Genomic DNA, 26219 nt, shown 5'->3' on the forward strand with positions numbered 1-26219 from the left:
CGGCGGCGCAATACGGATCGCGCCTGCCCTCTGCGCAGCAATGCCGCCTCCGCCGCCAATCCACGCTGTCCAGAAGTCCAGCATCACCCAGCGGGAGCGCCGCTCCAAGAGAGTTTGCTCGGCTTTGCCCAGGCCATACCGCTCCTCTACCGAAGCCTGATACGACCCACAGGTAGGCGACCATACCTGACACATCGTCAAGAACTGGTGCCCCACCGAAGCGTTGCGCCCGTTTCTTGATTGTTATGAGCCCGTTCTCAGATTCTGCCCTTATCCTGGCTCAAGCCGTCTTCATCAGCGGTCGGACAAGGTGACGGGAGGTAGATGGGTGCGCCGTCGCAGCCGAACGAGGGTCGCCGCGCTGACAGCTGCCGGTGCCCTCGCCGCCGCCGGTCTCATCCAGTACGCACCGGACGTGGTGGCGCTGGCCCAGGCCAAGCACCACACCGGACCGAACCCGCCCGACGACTGGTCGAAGAAGGGCACCTACCTCAGCGCGAGCCAGGCCGACCCGTCCGTGGTCGAGGTGCTGGGCAGCGACGGCTCCCCCTACTGCAGCGGCGCCGTGGTGCACAGCCCGGGCGCGGACATCGTGATCACCGCGGCTCACTGCGTGTACGGCGACGGCTCCTACGCCTCGTCGCTCACCGTCGCCCCCGGCCGCACCGGCGGCAACAGCCCGCACGGCACCTGGCAGGTCGACAAGATCTGGGTCGACCCGCGCTACACCAAGGACAACGACGAGCGGTACGACTACGCCTTCATGCGGGTCTCCCGCTCCGGCGGCCCGGAGATCGAGGACGCGGTCGGCGGCAACACCCTGGAAGTCAACCAGCCGTACCACCTGCGCGGGATCACCACCATCGGCTACCCGGACAGCAACAACCCGGGTGACGCCCAGATCAGCTGCGGCCTGGAGACCTTCCAGTCCGGAGCCCACGACCAGTACCGCGAGATGCGCTGCGGCGGATACTCGGCCGGGGTGTCCGGCGGCCCGTGGCTGGAACTCAAGCCCCGCGCCAAGACCGGCGCGCTGATCGGCATCATCGGCGGCTACAACGGCGGCGGCCCGGCCGACGACGACCCGCATGTGGACGACATCTCGTACAGCCCGTACTTCACCGATGACACACAGGCACTGCTCAACCAGGCCGTCAATGACGACGGCGGGCAGACCGAGAACTGAAAGCGGAACCGAAAGAGGCCAGAACCGAATGGTTCTGGCCTCTTCCTTCAGTAGCGGGGACAGGATTTGAACCTGCGACCTCTGGGTTATGAGCCCAGCGAGCTACCGAGCTGCTCCACCCCGCGTCGTTGTGTCACCACTGTAAACGACACGCGTCGGGCAGGGCAAATCGATGATCGCGCCGCCGGGCTCAGGCGCTCAGTTCCTGCCGCAGCACGTCGGCCAGCCGGGCCGCGCGCTCGGCCACCTCGGCCGGTCCGCACTCGACCGCCTGGTCGCACCACTTCCCGGCCTCGTCCAGCTCACCGCGCCGGGCCGCCAGCAGTGCCAGCCGCAGCGCGGCGCGCCCATGGCCGCCCTGGGCCGCTATCGTCCACCACAGCGCGGCCTCCGCCTCGCTGCCCTCGCGGGCCAGCAGCAACCCGAGGTTGAAGGCCCCGTTCCGGCTGCCCGCCTCGGCGGCCAGCCGGTACCAGCGCGCGGCGGTTTCCGAGTCCCCGCGCCGGGCCGCGCACATGCCGAGCCGCACCTGCGCCCGCCGGTGGCCCAGCCGCGCGGCCCGCTCGTACCACTCCTCGCTCTCTTCCGCACCGCCCTCCGCGGGGCCCTGCTCCAGCACGGCGCCGAGCCGGAAGGCGGCCTCCGCGCTGCCGCCGCCCGCGGCGCACCGCAGGTGCTTCTCGGCGCCTGTCAGGTCACCCTCGCGCTGGAGCGCCATGGCCACCTGGAGCGCCGCCTCGGTGTGCCCGGCCGCCGCCGCCCGCTCGTACCAGCGGTGCGCGGCGGTGTGGTCCTCGCGTCCGGCGCAGATGATGCCCAGGTTGAAGGCGGCGTCCACGCTGCCCGCCTCGGCGGCCTTGGAGAACCACGGCTCGGCGCCCGCCGCGTCGCCGCCCTGCAGCAGCAGCACGGCGAGCGCGTTGGCGGCCTCCCGATGGCCCGCGTAGGCGGCCCTGCGGTACCACTGCTCGGCCTGCGGGACCCGGCCGCGGGCGGCGCACAGCAGGCCGAGGTTGTACGCGCCGTTGTCGTCGCCCGCCTCCAGCGCGGCCCGGTACCAGCGCTCCGCGGTCTGCGTCTCGCCCTCCTGGGCGTGCAGCGCGCCGAGCGCGTTGGCGGCCTGGCCGTCGCCCTCCTGGGCGGCCCGCCGCCACCAGTCGGCGGCGCCCTCCACATCGCCCGCGTCGCGCAGCAGGAAGCCCAGCGCGCAGGCCGCACGCGGGTCGCCGTCCTTGGCCGCGGTCAGGTACCAGCGGGTGGCCTCCCTGGTCTCGCCGCGCTGCTCCAGCAGTGTGCCGAGCCGCAGCGCGGCCCGGGTGTGGCCGCGGGCCGCCGACTGCCGGTACCACTGCTCGGCCTCGGCCTCCTCGCCGCGCTCCGCGCAGATCCTGGCCAGCCGGTACGTCGCCTCGCGGTGGCCGTGCTCGGCGGCGGCCCGGTACCAGCGCTCGGCGCCCACGTCGCTGCGGTGCTCCAGCAGGTCGGCCAGTGCGTACGCGCCGAGCACGTGCCCGGTCTCGGCGGCCTGCCGCAGCCAGTACTCGGCGGCCGGTTCGTCGCCGCGCTCGCGGTAGTGGCGGCCCAGCGCGTGCGCCGCGGCGGCACTGCCCGCGACGGCGGCGATCCGCCACCATCCGGCGGCCTCGTCCGCGTACCCGCGCTGGTGCAGCAGCACCCCGAGGTTGTTGGCGGCGGCCCGGTCCCCGGCCGACGTGGCCGCGCGCAGATACGGCTCGGCACCGTCCAGGTCGCCCCTGCGCAGCAGCAGGGTGCCGATCATGCCCTGCGCGGCGGTGTCGCCGAGGTCGGCGGCGCGGCGGTAGCGCGCCTGCAGCTCGGCTTCCTCACGGGCGGTCAGTACGTCGTCGTCGAGCACTGCGGCAGCCTCAACCGGCTGCTCTGACACTGAAGTTGCGTCGTCCGTATCCCGCGGAAGCGGACGCGCCTCCAGCACGCTTACACCATCCCCCATGGGATCCATCGTCGCACCACCCGAAACCGGCGTACACCTGGTATACCGCATCCACGAGGTCACTTCAGCGTTTTGTCGACTTCACGACATCCCGACTTCCCGAAGCGCAACGTAGCCAAACCACCGGTTTCGTGGACCCCCAGACAAGCGAGAAGGCCCGGAGTCGTTGACTCCGGGCCTTCCCCCCGCGGCGTCAGCCGCTGATGTTTCTTCAGTAGCGGGGACAGGATTTGAACCTGCGACCTCTGGGTTATGAGCCCAGCGAGCTACCGAGCTGCTCCACCCCGCGTCGTTGTGTAACAACTGTACCACGAGCCGCGGAGATCACCCGATCAGGGCTGCTTCGACGGTGGGCTCTCCGCCTCCTGGGCTCGCTTCAGGGCGTTCTGCAGGTCCTGCTGGGCCTTGCCGTACGCCGCCCAGTCGTTGTTCTTCAGCGCCTGCTGACCCTGGTCGTACGCGTTCTGCGCGTCCTGCAGCGCCTGCTTCACCGTCTGGTTCACGGGCTGCTGGGAGCCGTTGTCGCTCGGTGGCGGCGACTGCGCGGGACCGGAACCTGAGGTGTTGAACACCTCGTCCAGCGCCTCACCGAGGGTGTCGCGGAACGCGATCTTGTCGCCGTTCCAGTTCACCAACACCTTCTTCAACAGCGGGTAGTTGGTGCCCGCGCCGCGTACGTAGACCGGCTCGACGTACAGCAGCCCCCCGTCGAGCGGCACCGTCAGCAGGTTGCCGTACTCGACCTCGGAGTCTCCCCGCTGCCAGATGTTGACCTGATTGGCCACCCTGGGATCGGAGTTGAACTTGCTCTGCACCTGCTTGGGCCCCGACACGTTGCTGCTGGACGGCAGTTGGAGCAGCCGGATGGTGCCGTAGTCCGGACTGCTGGCGTCCGCGTCAACCGACATGAACGCGCCCAGGTTGTCCCGCCGGTTGGGCGTCAACGTGGTCGTCAACGAGAAGGCCTGGGAACTCCGCCCCGGCATCTTCACACTCAAGTAGTACGGCGGAACCGCCCCACTGTCCCGCTTCGCCGGGTCGTTGGGCACCTGCCACACCTCGCTGCCGCTGTAGAACGTCGCCGGATCGGTGACGTGGTAGCGGGTGAGAAGTTCGCGCTGCACCTTGAACAGGTCCTGCGGATACCGCAGATGGGCCATCAGCTGCGGCGAGATGGCGCTGCGCGGCTCCACAGTGCCCGGGTACGCCTTCATCCAGGTCTTCAGCACCGGGTCCTGGGTGTCCCACTGGTACAGCTTCACCGTGCCGTCGAACGCGTCCACGGTCGCCTTCACCGAGTTGCGGATGTAGTTGACCTGGTTCTGCTGGGCGAGCACCGAGCGGTTGCCGCCGGTCAGCGAGTCGGACGTGGTGTCGCCGAGGGTGGTGCGGGACGAGTACGGGTAGCCGTTGCTGGTGGTGTAGGCGTCCACGATCCACTGGATGCGGCCGTTCACCACCGCCGGATAGGGGTCGCCGTCGATGGTCAGCCACGGCGCGACGGCCTCGACGCGCTCCTTGGGCGTCCGGTTGTAGAGGATCTTCGAACCCTTGCCGATCGCGCCCGAATACAGTATCTGCGGCTGGCCCAACTGCACCGCGTACGCGGCCCTGGTGACCGGGTTCTCCAGGCTCACACCGCTGTTACCGGTGTACGAGTAGCTCTTCTCGCCGTTGGCGTCGGAGTAGTCGATCTCCTTGGTGGGACCGCCGACGATCGAGTACTGCTTGGTCTGCTGGCCGTAGTAGATACGCGGCTCATAGGGGCCCAACTGGCCCTTCGGCGGCAGGTCGTGTTCGGTGAAGTCCGGGGCGCCGGTGTCGGGGGTGACCGTGGTCCCCCTTGCCGCGACCATCCCGTAACCGTGGGTGTACTTGAAGTGGTCGTTGATCCAGTTGCTCTCCGGGATGCCCTTGAGGTTCAGCTCCCGCAGTCCGACGACCGTGTCCTGCTCCTTGCCGTTGATCTGGTAGCGGTCGACGGCCAGCGGCGAGCCCATCGAGTAGAACCCGCGCATGCCCTGGAGCTGTTGGAACGAAGGCGAGACCACGTTCGGGTCCAGCAGCCGGATACTCGCGGCGGTGTCGGCGTCCGCCCGCAGCGTGGTGTTCTGCGTCGAACTCGTGCCGGGGTAGTCGGTGACCTTGCTGTTGTCGATGCCGTACGCGGCGCGGGTCGCGTTGATGTTCTTCTGGATGTACGGCGCTTCCTTGGCCGCCTCGTTGGGCTGCACCTGGAACTTCTGCACGATCGCCGGGTACAGCCCGCCGATCAGGATCGCCGAGAGCACCATCAGCCCGAGGCCCAGCATCGGCAGGCTCCAGGTGCGCCGCCACAGCGTCGCGAAGAACAGCAGCGCACAGATGATCGCGATGCAGAACAGGATGGTCTTGGCCGGCAGATACGCGTTGGCGTCCACGTACCGCAGTCCGGTCCAGCCGCTCGTCGGATGGAAGGAGCTGGACTTCACCGCCAGGCCGTAGCGGTCCAGCCAGTACGCCACCGCCTTGAGCGAGACGAACAGGCCGAGCAGCACCGACAGATGACCGGTCGCGGCGGCCGTCGCCCGCGCTCCCGGGCTGCTCAGTCGCAATCCCCCGTACAGGTAGTGCACCAGGGCCGCCGCCACCAGGCACAGCACGACCGCGGCGAAGCCGAAGCTCAACAGGAAGCGGTACCAGGGCAGGTCGAACGCGTAGAACGCGACGTCCATCTTGAACTGCGGGTCCTTGGTGCCGAACGGGACCGCGTTGACGTACTGCAGCCAGGTGCGCCACTGGCCGGAGGCCGACGCTCCGCCGATCAGTCCGACCAGCAGGCAGACCGCGAGCAGCAGCCACCCGCGGAACGGCGCGATGCCCAGCCGGTAGCGGTCCAGGCTCTGCTGCTCCAGCGACATCGCGCCCAACTGCGGCCGAAGCCGGTGCGCCAGGTAGACGTTCACCCCCACCGCCAGGGCCATCAGCAGCCCGAAGACCGCGAACAGCGCGATGCGGGTGTACAGCGTGGTGGTGAAGACCGACGAGTAGTGGACCGACCGGTACCACAGCCAGTCCGTCCAGAAGCCGGAGAACATCACGAACGCCATGGCCAGCACGGCCAGCGCGGCGAGCGTCATCAGCAGGGTCCGGGTACGCCGGGACGGCCGGCCCACGGTGATCCGCGGCCCCATGGGACCGCCGCCTCGCTCCGGCATCTGGAAAGCCAAGGTGCGCACCTCGAAAATACGTCGTTACGTCGCGTCCGTACGGCGTCCGGGGGCGGACACCCATCCATGCAACTTACTCACGCTTTACGTGGTTCCCGTTCCGGGGCCTGGAACGGGCAGGATGTTCAGCATGTCCAACACTCCCACCGGCGGCGCCCCCCTCGCCGCGACCCCGCTGACCCGTGCCGTGCTCGAGATCGACGAGTACGCCTCCGGGCTCGGCTGGGACCAGCCCGCCCGTCTCTTCGCCCTCGTCGACACCGACCGCCTCCGCACCGAGGAGCCGATGCTGTTCGCCCAGCTCGGCCTGGAAGGGGAAGGCGACGAGGCCGCCGGGGCACTGACCCCCGTCGAACAGGACGAGGTGCCCTCCAACACCCCGCTTGACGAGTTCCTGGCGACCATCGCCTGGCCCGACGCGGTCGCCGGATGCGCGCTGACCGTGGAGCGGCTGATGCTCCCGCCCACCGCCGAGGCGTCCATCCCCGAAGGACTGGACGAGGACGGTCTGACGGCCTGGGTGGCCAGGCACCCGGAGCGCCAGGAGGTGCGGATGACGGTCGCGGTGCTGCGCGACGGCGAGCGCGAGTCGGCGATCCGGCTGCGCGAGAAGGACTCGCCGACCGAGGTGCTCACCGGCAAGGACCTGGTGCCGGGACTGGCCGAGGCGCTCACGGCGACGTTCGAGGAGTAGCCGCGTCAAGGCCGCCTGTGCGGCGCCGCCGCTTACCTGGCGGCACTCGGGTGGCGGCGTTCGGTGCGCCGCCACCCGGCCCGATGGCGCGCGGGCGGTCAGCCTGCCGTGCAGCTGGGCAGGTCGGCGGTCTTGCCGGTCCTTATGTCGGTCAGTGCCTTGAGAGCGTCGCCCAGTGTGTTGACCTTCACCAGGCGCAGCCCGCTCGGGGTGTTCTTGGCCGCGGCGGCGCAGTTGTCCTTGGGGGTCAGGAAGTACTGCGCACCGGCGTCCCTGGCGCCGATGATCTTCATCGCGATGCCGCCGATGGGGCCGACCTGGCCGTTGTCGTCGATCGTGCCGGTACCGGCGACGAACTTGCCGCCGGTGAGGTTGTCCGGCGTCAGCTTGTCGATGATGCCCAGCGAGAACATCAGGCCCGCGCTGGGACCTCCGACGTCGGCCAACTTGATGTCGATCGGGAACGGGTAGGTGTGGCCCAGCATGGCCTGGATCCCCACGATCGCCCGGCCGCCGTCCGCCTTGGCGGTCCTGATGGTGACCTGGCGGGTGGCCGCGCCCGCCTTGTCCGCCTCGCCGGACGGGACCACGCTGAACACCACGTCCTGGCCGGGCTTGTGCTTGGTGACCAGCTTGGCGACGTCGCCGGGCTGGGCGACCCCGGTGCCGTCCACGGACTTGACCACGTCGCCCGCGTGCAGCTTGCCCTCGGCCGGGCTGCCCTTGACCACGGATCCCACGATCACCCGCGAACCGACCGGGATGTGCAGCTGCCCGAGCGCCGCGACCTTTGCGCTGTCCTGGGACTGGCTGAACTCCTCGGCGTTCTGCTGGTCCGCCTGCTGCGCGGTCTGCCCCTTCGGGTACAGCGTGTCGTGCGGCACCACGATGTGGTCGTCGGACAGCCAGTCCGAGATCGCCTCGACCAGGTTCATCGTGTAGTCCGCGCCCGTCACCCGGACCGTGGTCATGTTCAGATGACCGGTCACCGGATAGGTGCGGTGGTCCGAGATCTGGAGCACCGGCTCACCCTCGTTCTCGCTGAGGGTGTTCACCGTGGGCCCCGGCCACATCGCGGAGTAAGGCACGGGGATCAGCACCCCGACGCAGAGCAGCCCTATCAGCAGCAGCGTCGAGGTGAGCATGGTCGCGGTGCGGCGTGGCATGCCATGACAGTACGGGACGGGTATGACAAGCGGCTTGCCGGGCCGGGCCGTCCGGGTATCCCGCCTGGTCGGTCCGCGTCAGGCGTCCGAGCCGGTGTGCGTCTTGGCCATGGCCTCGCGGAACCGTTCGTACCCGGCGAGCGAGTGCACGTCACCGGCCGTACGGCGGGTACGCCCCGCCCAGCCCGCCCACACCGTGGCGGCAACCGCGCCGATGACCGGAATCAGCAACCATGCCAGAGCCGCCATACCGGCCTCCCGACCACACGCACATACCAACGCAGGACCTATGAGCAGATTAATCGTTCGCTGGTCCAACGCTCAGCCCGGGTACGGAGTTACGCAAGTTGACGCGCCCAGCGATGAAGCGGAATGCGCACGATATGCGGTCCTTTGTGGAGGCTTGGCGTCCGCAAAGAGACATATCCACAAAGGGCCCAGGCCGCGACGCAGGCGCTACGCGCCCACCCATTCGTCGGCGCCGTCGGCGAAGGTCTGGTGCTTCCATATCGGGACCTCGCGCTTGAGGTCGTCGATCAGGCGGCGGCACGCCGCGAACGCCTCGCCGCGGTGCGGGCAGGAGACCGCCACCACGACCGCCAGATCGCCGACCCGCAGGTCGCCGACGCGGTGCACCGCGGCCATCGCCCGAACCGGGAAGTCGGCGGCGACCTTCTCCGCGACTCGGCGCAGCTCGGCTTCGGCGCTGGGGTGCGCGGAGTACGCCAGACGAGTGACCTCCGCCGGGCCGCCGTCATGGTCGCGGACGGTGCCGACGAACAGGGCGGTGCCCCCGGCGGCGTCGTCGCCGACGGCGCCGAAGACCTCGTCCACGGACAGCGGGGTGTCGCGGACGGCCAGCAGCCGGATGGGGTCCGGCAGGCCCTGCCCCTTGTCGTACGTGCGTGCCATGTGGGCCATGGTGCCGCACGGGCGGCGGTCACGGAAAGGCGGTTCCTGTATGAATATCCAAGGACCCGTCAGTCGGATCCGACGAACGGATCCGGTCGCCAGGAAGCCGGCGCGGCACCCGGAGCAGCGCTCAGATCCCGCGCCGCTTGCGCGCCCGCCGCACCAGTGCCGCGGTGCCCACCAGCGCCACGGTGGCCCCGGCCGCGCCGAGCGAGGCGGCGGCGTCCTTGCGGCCGAGCCGGCGGCCGGCCACCGTGTGGCGGCCCGCGACCTCCGCCAGCAGTTCGGCCAGCACCTCCTCGTTGGTCCACTGCGGCCGCCAGCCCGCCTCGTGCAACCGGCTGCCGCTGACCACCCACGGATGCATGGTGTACTCCAGGTCACCGGCCGGGGACGGCGTGAGGCCGAGCCGGTGCAGCCGGGCCGCGGCGCCGAGCGCCACCGTCTGCGGCAGCTCCATGCGCCGGATGCCGGACAGCTCCTCGACCTCCTCCTGCTCCAGCCAGCCGTCGCAGCCGACCGCCATCTCGCCCTCGGCCTTCTCCAGCGCCGCGTACTCCAGCGCGGAGACCAGGTCCTCGACGTGGCAGAACTGCCAGCGGGGACGGCTGCCCGCCACCACCAGCAGGCGCGGTGACTCGAAATAGCGGGTGAGCGCGGTGTCCATGCCGCCGACCAGGACGGCGGGCCGCACAACGGTGACGTTGAGTCCCGGGTGGGCGCGCGGCGCGCGGCGGCCGAGCCGCTCGATCTCCAGCAGGTCCCCGACACAGGTGGCCTCGGCCGTGGCGCGCAGCGGGGTGTCCTCGGCCAGCGGAACATCGTTGTCGGGCAGCGCCCCGTAGACCATCGCGGAGGTGACCAGGACCACCCTGCGGACCCCGGCGGCCGCGGCGGCGGTGAGCACGGTCTGGGTGCCGCGCACGTTGAAGGCGGTACGCGCCTTGGGGTCGGACTCCAGGTTCAGGTCCAGCGCAAGGTGCACCAGCACGTCCACCGGATGCCCGTCGACCCGCAGCCGGTCGGCGATGGCCGGGTCCCGTACGTCCATCACCCGCCACAGCGCGCCGGGCACCTCACCGCGCCGCTCGTCGACCGCCACGACCTTTCTGACCTCGTCCGACGCGGCCAGCCGCAGGGCGAGCAGGTGTCCGACACCGGACGCCGCGCCGGTGATCGCCACGACCGGTCCCGAGGTGTGGGTCCGCCCTGAGCGAACGTTTGGTGCCGGGGAACTCACCAGGTGTCTCCCACTGTTGTCTTGGTACGAGGTACGCAGGTCCCATCCTGCCTGAGAGGTGTCTAGGCTGGTGGTACAGCCCTGACAAGCCCGCAAGGCAAACCGTTCCGACCACACAGAGCCGAGGAAGCCCGTGAGTGACACCCCATTTGGATTCGGCGTGCCTCCGGAAGAGCCCGAGGACGGGGACGAGGGCAAGAAGAAGGGCCTGCCGGGCGGCAACCCGTTCGGCTTCGGCGGCGGCACGGCAGGCGGCGGGGACAACCCGCTGGCCGCGATGTTCGGCTCGCTGAACCCCAACGACCTGGGCGCGGCCTTCCAGCAGCTCGGCCAGATGCTCTCCTTCGAGGGCGGCCCGGTCAACTGGGAGATGGCCAAGGACATCGCGCGTCAGACGGTCGCCCAGGGCGCCCAGAACGGCACCAAGGACGCCAGTGTGGGCGACAGTGAGCGCGCCGCCGTTGGGGAGGCGTTGCGCCTGGCCGACCTGTGGCTCGACGGCGCGACGTCGCTGCCGTCCGGTTCCGGGGCGTCGGTGGCGTGGAGCCGGGCCGAGTGGGTCGAGGCGACGCTGCCCGCCTGGAAGGAGCTGGTCGACCCGGTCGCCGAGCGCGTCGGCGCGGCCATGGGCGGTGTACTGCCGGAGGAGATGCAGGCCATGGCGGGCCCGCTGCTCGGCATGATGCGCTCCATGGGCGGTGCCATGTTCGGTACCCAGATCGGGCAGGCGCTCGGTGTGCTGGCGGGTGAGGTCGTCGGTTCCACCGATGTCGGGCTGCCGTTGGGTCCGGCGGGCAAGGCCGCGCTGCTCCCGGTGAACATCGCGGCGTTCGGCTCCGGACTCGGCGTTCCCGATGAGGAGGTGCGGCTCTACCTCGCACTGCGCGAGGCGGCGCACCAGCGGCTGTTCGCCCATGTCCCGTGGCTGCGGGCGCACTTGTTCGGCGCTGTCGAGGGCTACGCGCGCGGCATCAAGGTCGACACGGCCCGCCTGGAGGACGCGGTCGGCCAACTCGACCCGGCGAACCCGGAGGCGCTTCAGGAGGCGCTCCAGCAGGGCATGTTCCAGCCCGAGGACACTCCTGAGCAGAAGGCCGCGCTGGCCCGGCTGGAGACCGCGCTGGCGCTGGTCGAGGGCTGGGTGGACGCAGTGGTGCACTCCGCCGCCGCGCCGCATCTGCCGTCGGCGGGCGCGCTGCGTGAGACGCTGCGGCGGCGCCGGGCGACCGGTGGCCCGGCCGAGCAGACCTTCGCCACGCTGATCGGTCTCGAACTGCGGCCCCGGCGGCTGCGGGACGCCTCCCGGCTGTGGGCGTCGCTGACCGACGCACGCGGCATGGACGGGCGGGACGCGCTGTGGGCGCACCCGGACATGCTGCCGACCGCCGAGGACCTCGACGACCCGGACGGCTTCGTGCACCGCGAGGAGGGCCTCGACTTCGACGCGCTGGACAAGATGCTCGGGGAGGCCGCCGAGGGCCGGGCGAGCGGCGAGGCCAAGCCCGCGGACGGCGAGAAGCCCGAGCACGGCGAGAAGGAAGACGGCAAGGGCGACGGCAACCGGTGAGTCTGCACGCGGACGCGGCACGCGTCCTCAAGGAGTGGGCGCCGCCGGTCGCCGCGCCTGATCAGGAGCAGCTGCGCCTGGCCTACCTGGAGCACCTCGCCGGCCACCCGGACGGAATGTGGAAGTCCTGCGGTGAGGGCCACATCACCGCCAGTGCCCTGGTGGTGGATCCGGCGCACGGCACCGTGCTGCTGACCCTGCACCGGAAGCTGCGCATGTGGTTGCAGATGGGCGGCCACTGCGAACCGGCCGATCCGGCGCTCGCGAGCGCGGCGTTGCGTGAGGCGACCGAGGAGTCCGGGGTGACCGGGCTCGTCCTGCTGCCGGGCGGGCCGGTCCGCCTCGACCGCCATCTGACGCCCTGCGCCTGGCACTTGGACGTGCAGTACGCGGCGATCGCCCCGCCCGGCGCGGTCGAGGCGATCAGCGACGAGTCGCTGGACCTGCGCTGGTTCCGCTACGACGAGGTGCCCTCGGTGGCCGACGAGTCGGTGGTCCGACTGGTGGCCCGGGTGCGCGAACTGCTCTAGCGCAAGCGGCAGTTCCGCTCGGCCGCTACTGCGCGTGCTCCTCGTCGCGGGCGGCGGGCAGATGGGGCAGCCGACCGGCCGCGACGACACCCTCCAGGTATCCGCGCGCCCGCTCGGTGCGCGGATAGGCATCGAGGAGCTTCCAGAAGCGCGGTCCATGGCCGGGCACGAGCAGGTGCGCCAGCTCGTGCAGCAGCACGTAGTCGATCACGTACTCGGGCATGCCCTGTAGCCGGTGCGACAGCCGGATGCTGCCCTCGGCGGGGGTGCACGAGCCCCATCGGGTGTTCTGGTTGGTCACCCACCGTACGCTGTCGGGCGCGGCGCGGCCCTCGAGGTACTGGGTGGAGAGCCGCTCCGCGCGCTCGGCGAGCTCGGCGTCGCCCAGCATCCGCTTGCTCTCCTGGGCGGCGAGCTTGTCCAGCATCACCGTGACCCAGCGCTGCTCCTCAGCGGCGGACATCCGGGCCGGAATCAGGACGATGGTGCGGTTTCCCTCGCGGTAGGCCGAGACCGTTCTACGGCGGCGCGCGCTACGGCGCACCTCCACCGCGCTCGCCCGGACGCCATGGGGCTGACTGCCGAGGGGTTGGCTGCGGGAGACGTGATGGGCGGGGTCGGCGGGCACGTGACGACGGTACCGGCTCGGGCGCGGTGAAGTCCCGTCTCCTCGACAGGTGGCCGCCGTAGGCGTATCAGACGACTATTCCCCACACCCTGTGGATAACTTTCGGCGGGCGTCGGCTCCGGCGGGCAAGATGAGTCCCGAGCGGGTCCGCACCGGACCCGCGCCGAACCACAACTCCCAACAGTGCAAGGGGAGTTGCAGCCTTGGACCACCACGGGGGTAGCCATGTACAGCGTTCACACCGGACATCCCATGCTCAAGCCCGCCCTGCGCCGCGGCTGGCGGGACCCACAGACCCTCCAGTTCGGCATCGACCCGGCACACGCCGTGGCACTCGGACCGCTGGACGACCCCGCCGCCCGGTTCCTCGGCCTGCTGGACGGCACCCGCGGCCCCGGTCTGCTGCGCCAAGAGGCGGCGGCCCTGGGGCTCGCCCCGGACCGCGCGGAGCGGCTGCTCGGCACGCTCGCGGAGGGCGGAGTGCTGGACGACGCCGACAGCGCGGGCCGACTCGGCGCTGTGATGCGGCACCAGGGCGGTGCGCTGGAGCGGCTGCGGCCGGATCTGGCGTCCCTGTCGGTGGTGCACCCCGAGCCGGGCGCGGCCGCCGCCCGGTTGGCGGCCCGGCGGGCGGCGCGGGTGAAGGTGTGCGGCGCCGGACGGGTCGGCGCCTCGGTGGCCGCCGTGCTGTCCGCCGCCGGGGTGGGCCGGGTGGATGTGGCGGACGGCGGCGAGGTCGAGCCGTGGGACGCGGCGCCCTGCGGGATCCCCGCGGCGGCGGTCGGCGAGCGCCGGGAGGCGGCGGCGCGTGGCGCGGTACGGCGGGCCTCGCCGGATCCGCGCCCGGCGGCCCGACCGGCCGGCCCCGAGGCGGCCCTGGCGCTCGCGGTGGTCGCGCCACGGGAGGGCCTGGCGGCCTACGCGCCGGATCCCCGGGACGCCGAGCCGCTGCTGGCGGCGGGCATCCCTCATCTGTACGCCGGAGTGGTCGAGGGTATGGGGGTGGTGGGACCGCTGGTGCTACCCGGCCGGTCGGCGTGTGCGGGGTGCCTGGAGCGCGCCGGGGCCGAGGCCGATCCGGCATGGCCGCGGGTACTCGCCCAGCTGAGGTCGGGACGGCTGCCCGGGGTGCAGCCCTGTGACGTCGCGCTGGCGACGCTGGTCGCCGGGCTGGCCGCCGCACACGCGCTGGCCCTGGTGGACGGGCGGCTGCCGCCGAGTGTCGGCGGCCGGGCGGAATTCTCGCTGTCCGGACTGGGGATGCGGATAGTGGATGTCACGCCCCACCCGGGGTGTGGATGCGGTGCGGTTGACGCATCGGCGGCGCGCGACAATGAGCGGGTGACCACCCCGCGCCGATCGCGGGCCACACGGGGATACGAAAGAGGGGCGCATGTCGGATCTTCCGCGTAAGGCAGTGACCCGGACCGCGAAGCTCGCCGCGCTACCCCTCGGCTTCGCGGGCCGAGCCACCTTGGGTCTGGGCAAGCGAATCGGGGGGCGACCGGCCGAGGTTGTGGCCAGCGAGCTGCAGCAGCGCACCGCCGAGCAGCTGTTCAAGACGCTGGGCCAGCTGAAGGGGGGCGCCATGAAGTTCGGTCAGGCGCTGTCCGTCTTCGAGGCCGCGCTTCCGGAGGAGGTCGCGGGGCCCTACCGGGCGGCGCTGACCAAGCTCCAGGACGCCGCGCCGCCGATGCCCGCCCGTACCGTGCACGATGTGCTGGCCAAGCGGCTGGGCGACGGCTGGCGGGAGATGTTCGCGGAGTTCAAGGACAAGCCCGCCGCGGCGGCGTCCATCGGCCAGGTGCACCGCGCGGTGTGGCACGACGGCCGTGAGGTCGCGGTAAAGGTGCAGTACCCGGGCGCGGGTGAGGCGCTGCTGTCCGATCTGTCGCAACTCGGCCGGGTGGCAAGGCTGTTCGGCCCGCTGATCCCGGGCGTGGACATCAAGCCGTTGATCACCGAGCTGCGCGACCGGGTGTCCGAGGAGCTGGACTACGAGTTGGAGGCGGCGGCCCAGCACGCACACGCCGCCGAGTTCGCCGACGATCCCGATGTGGTCGTGCCCGACGTGGTCTACCAGGCGGACCAGGTGCTGATCACCGAGTGGTTGGACGGTGTCCCACTGGCCGAGGTGATCTCCGGTGGCAGCAGGGAGGAGCGCGACCGGGCCGGGCAACTGCTGGCCCGCTTCCTGTTCGCCGGACCGGCCCGCACCGGGCTGCTGCACGCCGACCCGCATCCGGGCAACTTCCGGCTGCTGGTCGACGACGGCCCGGCGGACGGCTGGCGGCTGGGCGTGCTGGACTTCGGCACGGTGGACCGGCTCCCGGACGGGCTGCCGCTGCCGATCGGCGCGTCGCTGCGACTGGCGCTGGAGGACGACGCGGAGTCGGTGCACGCGATGCTGTGCCAGGAGGGGTTCGTCAAGCCGTCGGTCCAGCTCGATCCGGACGCGGTGCTGGACTATCTGCGGCCGATCATCGAACCGGCCCGGGCGGCGGAGTTCACCTTCGGGCGCGGCTGGATGCGCCACCAGGCGGCCCGGGTCGCCGATCCGCGTTCACCCGCCTACCAGTTGGGCAAGCAGTTGAACCTGCCGCCGTCGTATCTGCTCATCCACCGGGTGACGCTGAGCACCATCGGGGTGCTCTGCCAGTTGGACGCCACGGTACGGCTGCGCGACGAACTGCTCGACTGGCTGCCGGGGTTCGCCGAGGAGGAGGAATCCGAGACGGCGTGAGCTACCACCAGGCGGAGTCGAGGCGCCCCTCGATCCCCCGGATGTTGGCGCGGGCGCACTCGTCGCAGAAGTAGCGGCGGACACCGCCCTCGACGGAGCAGGTCCAGGTGATCGGCAGGGATTCGGCGGCGGTGCCGCACCGGGCACAGGCCACGGGCTCCGATGGCGCGGAAGCGTCGTCAGAAGCGGGTTGCTGAGTCTTCTGATCCACCTACCGACGATACCTCCGCCCGCCGGACGGAACGGGACACAACGCACCGCGGGACCGGTCCGTTGAGGAACCGGTCCCGCGTCACGGCGTGGGCTACTGCATCACCACGAGGGCGAGCGCCCGCCGGGCCCGCAGCGAGGCGCGCTCGGCGCGCCGCGACAGCCGACGGGCCCGGACCAGCCGACGGGCGACCCGTTCGGACTCGGCCTCGTAGAGCCTTTCCTGCACATGCGCCCGGGCCAGGGCTTCTTGGATGAGATGCATCTCATGGGTCCTGTTCTGGCGCGCTTGCGCGCCTGGGAAACGGGCGGGGGTCTCGGTGGCGGACGTGGTCATCGGGGCCTGCTTCTGAGGGTCGTGCGTCGGGGGGTTGTCGATGGTTCCAAGGGCGGCACGCAGCTTCATGCCACGACCTCGGTCTTGCGCGGACGGCCACGCGGCCGCTTGCGGGGCACCACGACGCCCTGCACGAACAGCTCACCGCCCCAGACGCCCCACGGCTCGCGGCGCATCTTGGCGCCCTCAAGGCATGCCTCACGCACCGGGCAGGTCTGGCACAGCGACTTGGCGTACTCGACGTCGGCCGGGGTCTCGGCGAAGAAGACCTCCGGGTCGTACGACCGGCACGGGACGGGTACGCCGAGGCGCTCGATCTCGTCGTCGAGCGCGGTGAGGGGCAGCAACGGGGCCTCCGGGGATGCGGTCTGGATGGGCGGGGGGATCGTTTCGGAAGGCGGTACGGACGGGGCGTGCGGTTCGCGGTGCACGGTCGTGTATTCCTCGTCTGTAGGTCCGGCGGTCGGCCGGACGTGGTCGGTACCGGGTCGGCTTTTCCGAGGCCCCTTCGCCTGTCTCGCTTGCGCAAACAGAAGGGCCGCGGATCCCGGTTTGCGGGTTCCGCGGCCCTGGAAGGTGCCGACCTGATGCTGGATCAGGCTGGATCTCTCCAGGGTTTGAGCCCACGGAAGGCCCGCATCTTGCGGTGGTGCTGCGTCGCTACGGTCGTGCTGCCATTGGCCGCGAAGCCGCCGGCAAAGGCGGCGGAGCCGCCGAAGTCGCCAATCGCCTCAAGGAGTCCGGCACCGTTGGCCCACGACGCATAGGCGTAGGCCTGTGCCGCCGCTGCCGCCGATGCCTGGGTCGGTCGCTCGTTGATGACAGCGAGCAGACCGGTGCCGCGTTCGGCGGTGGCCGGAATGACGGTGGAGCCGGGCAGGCAGGAGGCGATGGCCGGACGACCGGTCATTTTCACGGTGCTGATGAAGCTGGTCATTGGGCTCGCCTCCTCTCGGCGTCTCGTAGGGCTATGGAACTGGGTCGTACGAAGTCGTACTGCTTCAGTACATCACGGCCGCCTCGGCCCCTGGAAGGGGCCTCACTGACCGTGCTCCCGCAGGCTATGAGGATTTCCTCGGCCCGCGCAAACTATTTTTCCAACGAATCCTCATCAGGCTCATCAAGAGCCCCACCAGGCGTTTTTCCGGAACCGGCAGTTCCGCCCTCGCCGCCGTCCGAGCCGGGATCCTCACCGGCGCACAACGCCAGGACATCGGCACCGAATCGCCGCAGCTTACGGGCCCCCACCCCGGCGATCCGGGTCAGCTCGGCCGCGTCCGACGGCACCGTCTCGGCGATCGCAAGCAGCGTCTTGTCGGTGAACACACAGTACGGCGGCTGGCCCAACTGCCGAGCCTGCTCGCTGCGCCATTCGCGCAGCCGCTCGTAGAGGCCCTCGTCCAGCTCGGAAGGGCAGTCCTCGCAGCGCATCAGCTTGATCTCGCCCGCCTCGGACAGGCTGCGCCCGCACACCCGGCAGTGCACCGGACCGCGTCTGCGCCGCCCACCCGCGGGCCGCTCGACCCCGGCCCGCGCACCGCCGCCGGGCGCCCCGCCGCGCGCCGCCGACCCCGGGCGCAGCCCGGTCAGGAAGCGCGAAGGCCGACGGCCGGCACGCCCACCGGGAGCCCGGGACAGCGACCAGGACAGCGCGAGGTGGCTACGGGCACGGGTGACGCCCACATAGAGCAGTCGCCGTTCCTCCTCCACCTGCTCGTCGGTCCTGGCGTAGGTGATGGGCATCATGCCCTCGCTGAGCCCGACCAGGAACACCGCGTCCCACTCCAGGCCCTTGGCGGCGTGCAGCGAGGCGAGCGTGACGCCCTCGACGGTGGGGGCGTGCTGGGCGTTGGCCCGCTCGTCGAGTTCGGCCACCAGATCGGCGAGGGTGGCGTCCGGCCGGGCCCGTACGAAGTCCTCGGCGAGCCGGACCAGGGCGGCCAGCGACTCCCAGCGGTCCCGCACCGCGCCGGAACCGGCGGGCGGCTCGGGGGTCCAGCCGCGAGAGCCGAGCACCGCGCGCACCTGCGCGGGCACATCGGCCTCGTCCAGTCCGGCCCCCGCCCCTCCCCCGGCGCGGGCAGCGCCGCGCAGCAGCATTCCGGCCTCCCGCACCTCGGGGCGCTCGAAGAACCGCTCGGCGCCGCGCAGTTGGTATGGCACCCCGGCGTCCGCGAGGGCCTGCTCGTAGACCTCGGACTGGGCGTTGACCCGGTAGAGGATGGCGATCTCGCTGGGCCGGACCCCGCCGGCGACCAGGTCCCTGATGCGCCGCGCGGTGCCCTCGGCCTCGGCGGGCTCGTCCGCGTACTCGGTGAAGGTGGGCTCCGGGCCCGGCTCTCGTTGCGAGACCAGCTCCAGCCGGTGGGCGGCGGCCTGGCCGCGCGCCTGCGCCAGCAGGCCGTTGGCCAGGTGGACCACCTGCGGGGTGGACCGGTAGTCGCGCACCAGCTTCACCACGGTGGCGTCCGGGTACCGGGCGCGGAAGCCCAGCAGGAACTCGGGGGTGGCGCCGGTGAAGGAGTAGATGGTCTGGCTGGCGTCGCCGACCACGCACAGGTTGCCGCGGCCGCCCACCCACAGGTCGAGCAGCCGCTGCTGGAGCGGGCTGACGTCCTGGTACTCGTCGACGACGAAGTGCTGGTACTGCGAGCGGACCTGCTCGGCCACGTCGTACCGCTCCTCCAGCACACCGACTGTGAGCAACAGCACATCCTCGAAGTCGATCACCGAGCGTTCTCGCTTGAGTTGCTCGTAGGCGGTGTAGACGCGGGAGATCTCGGCGGGGTCGCGCGGCGCCTCGCGGCCGGACTTGGCGGCGGCGGCCGGGTAGTCCTCCGGAACCGTCTGGGTGACCTTGGCCCACTCGATCTCGCCCGCCACGTCCCGCAGTTCGTTGCGGTCCAGCCGGATCCGTACCCGCGCCGCGGCCTCGGCCACCAACTGGATCTTGCGCTCCACCAGTTGGGGCAGCGGGCCGCCGACCGCGCGCGGCCAGAAGTACTGGAGCTGGCGCAGCGCCGCCGCGTGGAAGGTACGCGCCTGCACCCCGCCCGCGCCGAGCTGCCGCAGCCGTCCGCGCATCTCGCCCGCGGCCCGCGCGGTGAAGGTGACGGCCAGCACGCTGGCGGGCTGCACTATGCCCGCACGCACCCCGTAGGCGATCCGGTGGGTGATCGCCCTGGTCTTGCCGGTGCCCGCACCTGCGAGCACGCACACCGGACCGCGCAGCGCGGTCGCCACCGCGCGCTGCTCGGGGTCGAGACCGGCCAGTACCGCGTCGGCCCCCTCCGGCGGTTCCGGGAACTGGGTCGACGGCGGCACGGCCGGGAACAGAGGGGAGTCCGTTGCTGCTGTCACCCCGCCATGCTGCCAGGTCCGCCGGGACGCCCGGGAAAGTTATCCACAGGCGTGGTTGTCCACAGGCCCTGACCTGACGCTCTCCCCGCGGGCTACTGTCGGTCGGGCAGCCGTCTGGGAATGGTCCGCAATAGTTGCGCGTTCCAGTACTGCACTCACCCCACGGCCGTGCCGAGCGGTTCACCCACGCCGAACGCGCCCGCCGAACCCGCCAAGATCAGGAGGACCGATGCCGGGGACCATCACGATGTACAGCACCACGTGGTGCGGCTACTGCCGCCGTCTCAAGAGCCAGATGGACCGCGAGGGAATCACGTACACCGAGATCAACATCGAGCAGGACCCGGAGTCGGCGGCCTTCGTCGAGAAGGCGAACGGCGGGAACCAGACCGTACCGACCGTCCTCTTCGCGGACGGCAGCACGCTGACCAACCCCTCCCTCGCCCAGGTCAAGGCCAAGGTAGGGGTCTGATCCGGTCAGCCCCGCGGCAGCGGCTCGCCGAACCACAGCTCGATCAGCCGGGCGGCGATCGAGATCCCGGTCGGCGGCAGCACGTCGCCCGTCCCGATGGCCCGCCGGTACTCCTCACGGGAGAACCAGCGGGCCTCGTGGATCTCCTCGCCGTCCACCCTGATCTCGGACGAGCTGGCCTTCGCCATGAAACCGAGCATCAGGCTGGACGGGAACGGCCAGGGCTGGCTGGCCACGTACGACACCTCGCCGACGCGGACGCCCGCCTCCTCCAGGACCTCGCGGACCACCGCCTGCTCGATGGACTCGCCCGGCTCCACGAAGCCCGCCAGCGTGGAGAAGCGCCCCTCGGGCCAGTGGACCTGGCGGCCGAGCAGCGCCCGGTCCTGGTCGTCGGTGACCAGCATGATCACCGCCGGGTCGGTGCGCGGATAGTGTTCTGCGCCGCACGCCGGGCAGCGGCGCACATGGCCCGCGGCGGCGATCACCGTCCGCTGGCCGCAGCGCGAGCAGAACCGGTGCAGCCGCTGCCAGTTCTCCAGCGCCACGGCGTGCACCATCAGCCCCGCGTCCCGCTCGGAGAGCAGCCCGCCGACCTCGCGCAGTCCGGCCGGGCGGGCGGCGGCGTCCATCCGGCCGGGCAGCGCGTCCTTCTGTAGTGCGAAGTAGCTCACTCCCTGCTCGTCGGTGCCCAGGAAGTAGCGGTGTTTCTCGGTCGTCGGCGCGTCGAAGGACGGCACCAGCACGAGTTCGGTACGACCGTCCGCGGTGTCCTCGACCAGCACCTGGCCGTCGCAGACCACCAGAACCCGGGTGGACGGGTGGCTCCAGGCAGCGGCCAGCCAGGCCTCGTCCAGCCGGTGGTGGGCGGCCCGGTCGAGACCGGGACGGGCGAGCACGAGCGGCTTGCCGCCCACCATGCCGATGGCTGCGGGATTCTCCGTGCCCGGCGCGAGGGGCAGGTCACTTACGGACAAGACGGCTTCCAACTCCCCGTATCGCGTGGATGTTTACTCACTCAGCGGAACACGAGCAGATCACACGGGTGCTCAGCGCTGCCAATTCTCGGCCAGGTCGCTCCACAGGTACGCGGTGGTTTCCACACCCTTGAGAAGCAGATCGAGTTCAACCTTCTCGTTCACCGAGTGCCAACCGTCCGACGGCACGGAAATTCCCAGGAACAGCACCGGGACGCCGAGCACGTCCTGAAGATCGGCGGCTGGTCCGGAGCCACCCTCACGAGTGAACCGCACGGTCTTGCCGAAGGCACGCTCCATCGCCCGCACCGTGGAGCGCAGCGCGGGGTGGTCCAGCGGGGTCAGGCAGGGGCGGGTGGTGCCCCAGAAGGTGATCTCGTGCCGGATCCCGGCGGGCAGCCGATCGGCCACCCAGTCCCGTACCGACTGCTGGATCTTGGCCGGATCCTGGCCCGCGACCAGCCGGAACGACAGCTTCAGGTGGGCGGAGGCGGGGACGATGGTCTTGCCGCCGGGTCCGGTGTAACCGCCGTAGAAGCCGTTGACCTCGGCGGTCGGGCGGGCCCAGACGCGCTCCAGGGTGCTGTACCCGGACTCGCCCAGCACCCCGTGGGACTTGGCGGTGCGCAGCCAGGAGGCCTCGTCGAAGGGCAGTTCGGCGAACAGCTGCCGCTCGCGGTCGGTGAGTTCGGCCACGTCGTCGTAGAAGCCGGGGATGGTGACCCTGCGCTCCTCGTCGTGCAGCGCGGCCACCAGCCGGGCCGCCTCGGTGGCCGGGTTGGGCACCGCGCCGCCGAAGGAGCCGGAGTGGATGTCCTGGTCCGGCCCGTACAGGTCGACCTGGCAGTCGGCGAGGCCGCGCATGCCGGTGCACACCGTCGGGGTGTCCGCGGACCACATGCCGGTGTCGGAGACGACCACCGCGTCGCAGGCGAGGCGGTCGGCGCGCTCGCGCAGCAGGGCGGCGAAGTTCGGGGAGCCCGACTCCTCCTCGCCCTCGATCAGCAGCTTGAGGTTGACGGCGGGCGCGTGGCGGCCGGTGGCGGCGAGGTGCGCGCGCACCCCCAGGGTGTGGAAGAACACCTGGCCCTTGTCGTCGGCCGCGCCGCGCGCGTACATCCGGCCGTCGCGCACCACCGGCTCGAACGGCTCGCTGTCCCAGCCGTCCGCACGGGCGGCGGGCTGCACGTCGTGGTGCCCGTAGACCAGGACGGTCGGCGCGTCGGGGTCGCCGGACGGCCACTCCGCGTAGACCGCGGGCAGGCCCGCGGTCTGCCATACCTCGGCGATGGGGAAGCCGGTGGCGCTGAGCTCCGCCGCGAGCCACTCGGCGCTGCGCGCCACGTCCTTCGAACGCTCCGGGTCGGCGGAGACGGAGGGGATCCGCAGCCACTCCACCAGGTCGTCGAGGAAGGCGGCGCGATGCGCCTCGATGTACGAGCGGACGGCGTTGTCCGGTGCGGTGCTCATGTGGTGAGCCTAACGGGGACGTTCCGAACACTTCACCCCGCAGGGTCGTCGGCCACCTCGCCGCGCAGCAGCCGCTCCAGCGCCGGGCGGTCCGGTAGCTCGGCGGGGCGGACGACCTGCCCGGTGCGTATGTGGACGAAGGCGGCGCTCACCCGCTCCGGGGGCAGGCCGTGCCGCTCGGCCCAGGCGAGCCGGTAGACGGCGAGCTGCAGCGGGTCGGCGGTCGGCCTGCGGCCGGTCTTCCAGTCGACGACCTCGAAGCCGTCCCCGTCCCGGTACACCGCGTCGATCCGGCCGCGCACCACCCGTCCGGCGAGCACCAGCTCGAAGGGCGCCTCGACCTGGTACGGGGCGCGGTGTGCGTAAGGGGTACGCAGATAGGCCTCCTTGAGCGCCGCGAGGTCCCGCTCGTCGGCGACCTCCTGGTCGCTGTCCGGCTCGACGCCGGGCAGTTCGTCCAGGCCGATCAGCGGCAGCTCCTCGTGGCGGGACTCGACCCAGGCGTGGAACAGGGTGCCGCGCCGGGCCTCGGGGCGCGGCTCGCGCGGCATGGGGCGGGCCAGCTCGCGGGCGAAGTCATCGGGGTCGGCGGCGAGCCGCAGCAGCTGCGAGGCGGAAAGCGACGGCGGTACCGGCACCTCCCGTACGGTCGCGCGGGCGCGCCGCAGCTCTCCGGCGAGCGCTCCGAGGTCGCGGTCCCAGGACTCGACCAGCCGGGCCTCCTCCGGTGAGAGGGCGGCGCCGTCGGCCCGGTCGGGCGCGGGGTGCTCGCGGGCGCGGGGGGCCGGGTCAGCGGCGGGGGCGTGGTCCGGCTCGGCGTCCGGGGTGCGGTTGGTTTGCGCGGGTATGGGGCGGTTTGTCGACCAGTTGTCCCACTCCCCCTCCAACGGAAGCTCGTCTTCTGGCGCGAACTCCTCGTCGGGCGGCGGGTTCTGGAATCCGTCCTCCGGCGCGAAGCCGTCGAAGTCCTCGTCCCACGGCGCCGGCGGCCAGTCCGCGTCGTACGCGCCGTCCGCGGCAGGCGGCGCGTCGAGCAGGGCCAGCACCGTCTTGGCGGCCTGGCGGCGGCGCTCCAGGGCCTCGGGGTCCAGCGGCAGCGGCCAGGCGTGGTCGGTGTCGCTCTCCAGTGCCGGGTTCTGCGCGTCGGCGGCCGGTTCGTCCGCCCAGTGCTCGATCTCGCCGTGGCCCGCCTCGCAGTGCGCGCGCAGCCGTAGCAGGAAGTCCGACGGGCCGCGCCGCTTCTTCTGTGTGGGCCCCCACCAGTGCCCGGAGGCGAGCAGCAGCGAGCGCGGCCGGGTGAACGTCACATAGCCCAGCCGGAGTTCCTCGGTGGTGTTGTGCTCCTTCATCGCCGCCTTGAACTCGTCAAGCCCGCGCTTGGTCCACTCGCCGACGTCGGGCAGCGTGGCCGCGTCACCGCGCAGCGCGTGCGGCAGCACCTTGCCGTGCCATGGCCACAGTTCGCGCACCTTTGTGCTGGGGAAGGCGTCGCTCACCAGGCCCGGCACGGCCACCACGTCCCACTCCAGGCCCTTGGACTTGTGCGCGGTCAGCACCTTGACCGTGTTGTCGCCGCCGGGCAGCGAACCGTCCAGCCCCTTCTCGTGCTGCTCGGCGGTGCGCAGGAAGGCGAGGAAGGCCAGCAGGGTGGCCTCGCCGTCCAGCGAGGCGAAGTTGGCGGCGATGTCCAGGAACGACCGCAGCGTCTCCCGACGGCGGGCGGCCAGCGCGTGCGGCGAGGCGGACAGTTCGACCTCGAGGCCGGTCACCGCCAGCACCCGGTGCAGCACGTCCATCAGCGGGTCGGCCAGCGAGCGCCGCAGATCGCGTATCTCGGCGGCGAGCCGGGCGAACCGCTCGCGGGCCTCCGGCGAGAACGGCAGCCCGTCGTCCGGCTGTTGGGCGTCCAGGAAGGTCTCCAGGGCGTCGGCCAGCGAGACCACCTCGGCCGGGTCGACACCCTCGACGGCCGGCGCCAGCCGGTCCTGTTCGCCCTCGCCCGGTCCGTACCGTACGAGCAGTCGGGCGCGGCGGCCGAGCAGGGCCAGGTCACGCGGGCCGATCCGCCAGCGCGGGCCGGTCAGCAGCCGGACCAGGGCGGAGTTGGCGGTCGGGTCGTGCAGCACCTGGCAGGTGGCGACGAGGTCCGCCACCTCCGGCAGGTGCAGCAGCCCGGACAGGCCGACGACCTCGACGGGTACGTCCCGGGCCACCAGCGCGGCATGGATGTCGGCGAACTGGCCCGTGGTGCGGCACAGCACCGCGATCTCGCCGGGCGGTGTCCCGGTGGCCACCAGATGGCGGATCGAGTCGGCGAGCCAGTCGATCTCCTCGTTCCGCGTGTTCAGCAGTGCACAGCGCACCACACCGTCGCGCTCCGCACCGGGTGCGGGCCGCAGTGCCGCCACACCCGCGTGCCGCTCCCGCAGCGGCGCCGCCAGTTCGTTGGCGAAGTCCAGCAGCCGACCGCCGCTGCGCCGGTTCTCACCCAGCGAGTAGCGGCGGGCCGGAGTGCCGTTGGCGGCGGGGAAGTGCTGGGGGAAGTCGTCCAGGTTGGCCACCGAGGCACCGCGCCAACCGTAGATCGCCTGGCAGGGGTCGCCGACCGCGGTGACCGGATGGCCCGTGCCACCGCCGAACAGCCCGGCGAGCAGCAGGCGTTGGGCCACCGATGTGTCCTGGTACTCGTCGAGCAGCACCACGGCGAACTCGTCGCGCAGCAGGCCGCCGACCTCGGGGCGGGTGAGGGCGAGGGTCGCGGACAGGGCGATCTGGTCACCGAAGTCGATCAGGCCGCGCTGTCTCTTCTGCTCGCGGTACGCCAGGACCAGGCCCGCGAGGTCGGCGCGGGCACGAGCGGCGGGCGCCACCTCGCGCACCCAGGCGAAGCCGCGCCGCTCCGGATCGAGTTGGTCCAGCCGCTCGGTGAGCGCGGTGTCATGGCCGCGCAGTCGCGGCACCGGCACCAGGTGTTCGGACAGTTCGCCGTCGAGCGCCAGCAGATCGGCGGTGAGCGCGGGCAGCCCCTTGGTGAGCGCCGGGTAGGGGCCGGGAGCGGCCTGAAGCACCCGGGCGGCCAGCTGGTAGCGGGTGGCGTCGGCCAGCAGCCGGGTGTCGGGCTCCAGGCCCATGCGCAGTCCATGGTCCTTCAGCAGTTGCCCGGCGAAGGCGTGGTACGTCGAGATGCGCGGCTCTCCAGGCGCTTCGTCCGGGTTCGCCGGATCCGGGTCGGTGATACCCGCCTGTACCAGGGCCCTGCGCACCCGCTCGGACAGCTCACCCGCCGCCTTGTTGGTGAACGTGAGCCCCAGCACCTGCTCGGGCGCGACCTGCCCGGTACCGACCAGCCAGACCACCCGCGCCGCCATCACGGTGGTCTTCCCCGATCCGGCCCCGGCCACGATGACGTTCGGGGCGAGGGGTGCGGTGACGCACGCCATCTGCTCCGCGGTGAACGGGATGCCGAGGAGCTCCTTGAGCTGCTCGGGGTCGGAGATACGGGAAGACACCCCAGTGAGGCTAGCGGGCCCCACTGACAACCGGCGC

Annotated in this window: 22 protein-coding genes and 2 tRNA genes; 7 read left to right on the forward strand and 17 right to left on the reverse strand. The window is 71.5% G+C overall.

The genetic code is table 11. The features are described from left to right. Positions 1-328 precede the first annotated feature (328 nt). Complete coding sequence (locus P3G67_RS09625; RefSeq protein WP_276093038.1) at positions 329-1186, forward strand: trypsin-like serine peptidase; 858 nt, start codon at positions 329-331, stop codon at positions 1184-1186. 51 nt (positions 1187-1237) lie between these two features. Here P3G67_RS09625 and P3G67_RS09630 read toward each other — a convergent pair. The 4 genes from P3G67_RS09630 to P3G67_RS09645 form a co-directional block, all read right to left on the reverse strand. After that, positions 1238-1311 (reverse strand) — tRNA-Met (locus tag P3G67_RS09630). A gap of 65 nt (positions 1312-1376) precedes the next feature. Continuing rightward, complete coding sequence (locus P3G67_RS09635) at positions 1377-3167, reverse strand: tetratricopeptide repeat protein (RefSeq protein ID WP_276093039.1); 1791 nt, start codon at positions 3165-3167, stop codon at positions 1377-1379. Positions 3168-3373: 206 nt separating this feature from the next. Continuing rightward, positions 3374-3447 (reverse strand) — tRNA-Met (locus tag P3G67_RS09640). Positions 3448-3490: 43 nt separating this feature from the next. Continuing rightward, positions 3491-6331 (reverse strand): UPF0182 family membrane protein, encoded by a 2841-nt coding sequence (locus P3G67_RS09645; RefSeq protein ID WP_391858229.1) that lies wholly within the window; start codon positions 6329-6331, stop codon positions 3491-3493. 166 nt (positions 6332-6497) lie between these two features. On the opposite strand from P3G67_RS09645, the gene P3G67_RS09650 reads away from it, so the two are divergent. Continuing rightward, a complete protein-coding gene (locus tag P3G67_RS09650; RefSeq protein WP_269853296.1) occupies positions 6498-7061 on the forward strand; it encodes a PPA1309 family protein in 564 nt (187 codons plus the stop codon). 98 nt (positions 7062-7159) lie between these two features. On the opposite strand, the gene P3G67_RS09655 is transcribed toward P3G67_RS09650, so the two are convergent. The 4 genes from P3G67_RS09655 to P3G67_RS09670 form a co-directional block, all read right to left on the reverse strand. Next, entirely contained in the window at positions 7160-8227 is a 1068-nt protein-coding gene (locus P3G67_RS09655; protein WP_276093041.1) for a YlbL family protein, read from the reverse strand. A gap of 78 nt (positions 8228-8305) precedes the next feature. Then, complete coding sequence (locus P3G67_RS09660; protein WP_255927486.1) at positions 8306-8476, reverse strand: hypothetical protein; 171 nt, start codon at positions 8474-8476, stop codon at positions 8306-8308. Positions 8477-8683: 207 nt separating this feature from the next. Continuing rightward, on the reverse strand, positions 8684-9148 hold the full coding sequence (locus P3G67_RS09665) for a molybdenum cofactor biosynthesis protein MoaE (RefSeq protein ID WP_269853298.1): 465 nt from the start codon (positions 9146-9148) through the stop codon (positions 8684-8686). 121 nt (positions 9149-9269) lie between these two features. Beyond that, a complete protein-coding gene (locus P3G67_RS09670; RefSeq protein WP_276093042.1) occupies positions 9270-10379 on the reverse strand; it encodes an SDR family oxidoreductase in 1110 nt (369 codons plus the stop codon). A gap of 133 nt (positions 10380-10512) precedes the next feature. Between P3G67_RS09670 and P3G67_RS09675 the strand changes: the two genes are divergently transcribed. Together P3G67_RS09675 and P3G67_RS09680 are read left to right on the forward strand one after the other, a co-directional pair. After that, positions 10513-11946, forward strand: coding sequence for a zinc-dependent metalloprotease (locus P3G67_RS09675; RefSeq protein WP_276093043.1), 1434 nt, complete (start codon positions 10513-10515; stop codon positions 11944-11946). Further along, positions 11943-12476 carry an NUDIX hydrolase gene (locus P3G67_RS09680; RefSeq protein ID WP_276093044.1) on the forward strand — a complete coding sequence of 178 codons (534 nt, stop codon included), beginning with the start codon at positions 11943-11945 and terminating at the stop codon, positions 12474-12476. The genes P3G67_RS09675 and P3G67_RS09680 overlap by 4 nt, the downstream gene beginning before the upstream one ends. A 25-nt stretch (positions 12477-12501) precedes the next feature. Here the strand turns inward: P3G67_RS09680 and P3G67_RS09685 are convergent, their stop codons facing one another. Next, positions 12502-13104: a M48 metallopeptidase family protein gene (locus P3G67_RS09685; protein WP_276093045.1), complete on the reverse strand. Its 603-nt coding sequence runs from the start codon at positions 13102-13104 to the stop codon at positions 12502-12504. A gap of 225 nt (positions 13105-13329) precedes the next feature. On the opposite strand from P3G67_RS09685, the gene P3G67_RS09690 reads away from it, so the two are divergent. Together P3G67_RS09690 and P3G67_RS09695 are read left to right on the forward strand one after the other, a co-directional pair. Further along, entirely contained in the window at positions 13330-14517 is a 1188-nt protein-coding gene (locus P3G67_RS09690; protein ID WP_276093046.1) for a ThiF family adenylyltransferase, read from the forward strand. Then, the gene (locus P3G67_RS09695; RefSeq protein ID WP_276093047.1) at positions 14498-15847 is read left to right on the forward strand and encodes an ABC1 kinase family protein; all 1350 of its coding nucleotides are present in this window, start codon (positions 14498-14500) and stop codon (positions 15845-15847) included. Before P3G67_RS09690 ends, P3G67_RS09695 begins: the two co-directional genes overlap by 20 nt. Position 15848: 1 nt before the next feature. On the opposite strand, the gene P3G67_RS09700 is transcribed toward P3G67_RS09695, so the two are convergent. From P3G67_RS09700 to P3G67_RS09720, 5 genes are all read right to left on the reverse strand, one after another. Further along, positions 15849-16058, reverse strand: coding sequence for a hypothetical protein (locus tag P3G67_RS09700; RefSeq protein ID WP_269853305.1), 210 nt, complete (start codon positions 16056-16058; stop codon positions 15849-15851). 93 nt (positions 16059-16151) lie between these two features. After that, positions 16152-16463: a hypothetical protein gene (locus P3G67_RS09705; RefSeq protein WP_269853306.1), complete on the reverse strand. Its 312-nt coding sequence runs from the start codon at positions 16461-16463 to the stop codon at positions 16152-16154. Then, a complete protein-coding gene (locus P3G67_RS09710; RefSeq protein WP_276093048.1) occupies positions 16460-16825 on the reverse strand; it encodes a WhiB family transcriptional regulator in 366 nt (121 codons plus the stop codon). The genes P3G67_RS09705 and P3G67_RS09710 overlap by 4 nt, the downstream gene beginning before the upstream one ends. A 164-nt stretch (positions 16826-16989) precedes the next feature. Continuing rightward, a complete protein-coding gene (locus tag P3G67_RS09715; RefSeq protein WP_276093049.1) occupies positions 16990-17331 on the reverse strand; it encodes a hypothetical protein in 342 nt (113 codons plus the stop codon). 152 nt (positions 17332-17483) lie between these two features. Then, a complete protein-coding gene (locus P3G67_RS09720; protein WP_276093050.1) occupies positions 17484-19754 on the reverse strand; it encodes an ATP-dependent DNA helicase UvrD2 in 2271 nt (756 codons plus the stop codon). A gap of 229 nt (positions 19755-19983) precedes the next feature. Between P3G67_RS09720 and P3G67_RS09725 the strand changes: the two genes are divergently transcribed. Beyond that, positions 19984-20226, forward strand: coding sequence for a mycoredoxin (locus P3G67_RS09725; RefSeq protein ID WP_269853310.1), 243 nt, complete (start codon positions 19984-19986; stop codon positions 20224-20226). A gap of 5 nt (positions 20227-20231) precedes the next feature. On the opposite strand, the gene nudC is transcribed toward P3G67_RS09725, so the two are convergent. The 3 genes from nudC to P3G67_RS09740 all read right to left on the reverse strand — a co-directional run bounded on the left by nudC (position 20232) and on the right by P3G67_RS09740 (position 26182). Next, positions 20232-21146 (reverse strand): NAD(+) diphosphatase, encoded by a 915-nt coding sequence (nudC, locus tag P3G67_RS09730; RefSeq protein WP_269853883.1) that lies wholly within the window; start codon positions 21144-21146, stop codon positions 20232-20234. A gap of 129 nt (positions 21147-21275) precedes the next feature. Next, positions 21276-22673, reverse strand: a complete 1398-nt coding sequence (locus P3G67_RS09735) for a dipeptidase (RefSeq protein ID WP_269853311.1) — start codon at positions 22671-22673, stop codon at positions 21276-21278. 32 nt (positions 22674-22705) lie between these two features. Continuing rightward, positions 22706-26182, reverse strand: coding sequence for an ATP-dependent helicase (locus P3G67_RS09740; RefSeq protein WP_276093051.1), 3477 nt, complete (start codon positions 26180-26182; stop codon positions 22706-22708). Between the last annotated feature and the right edge of the window lie 37 nt (positions 26183-26219).

It is taken from the genome of Streptomyces silvisoli (assembly GCF_029269905.1).
Classification (GTDB): Bacteria; Actinomycetota; Actinomycetes; order Streptomycetales; family Streptomycetaceae; genus Streptantibioticus_A; species Streptantibioticus_A silvisoli_A.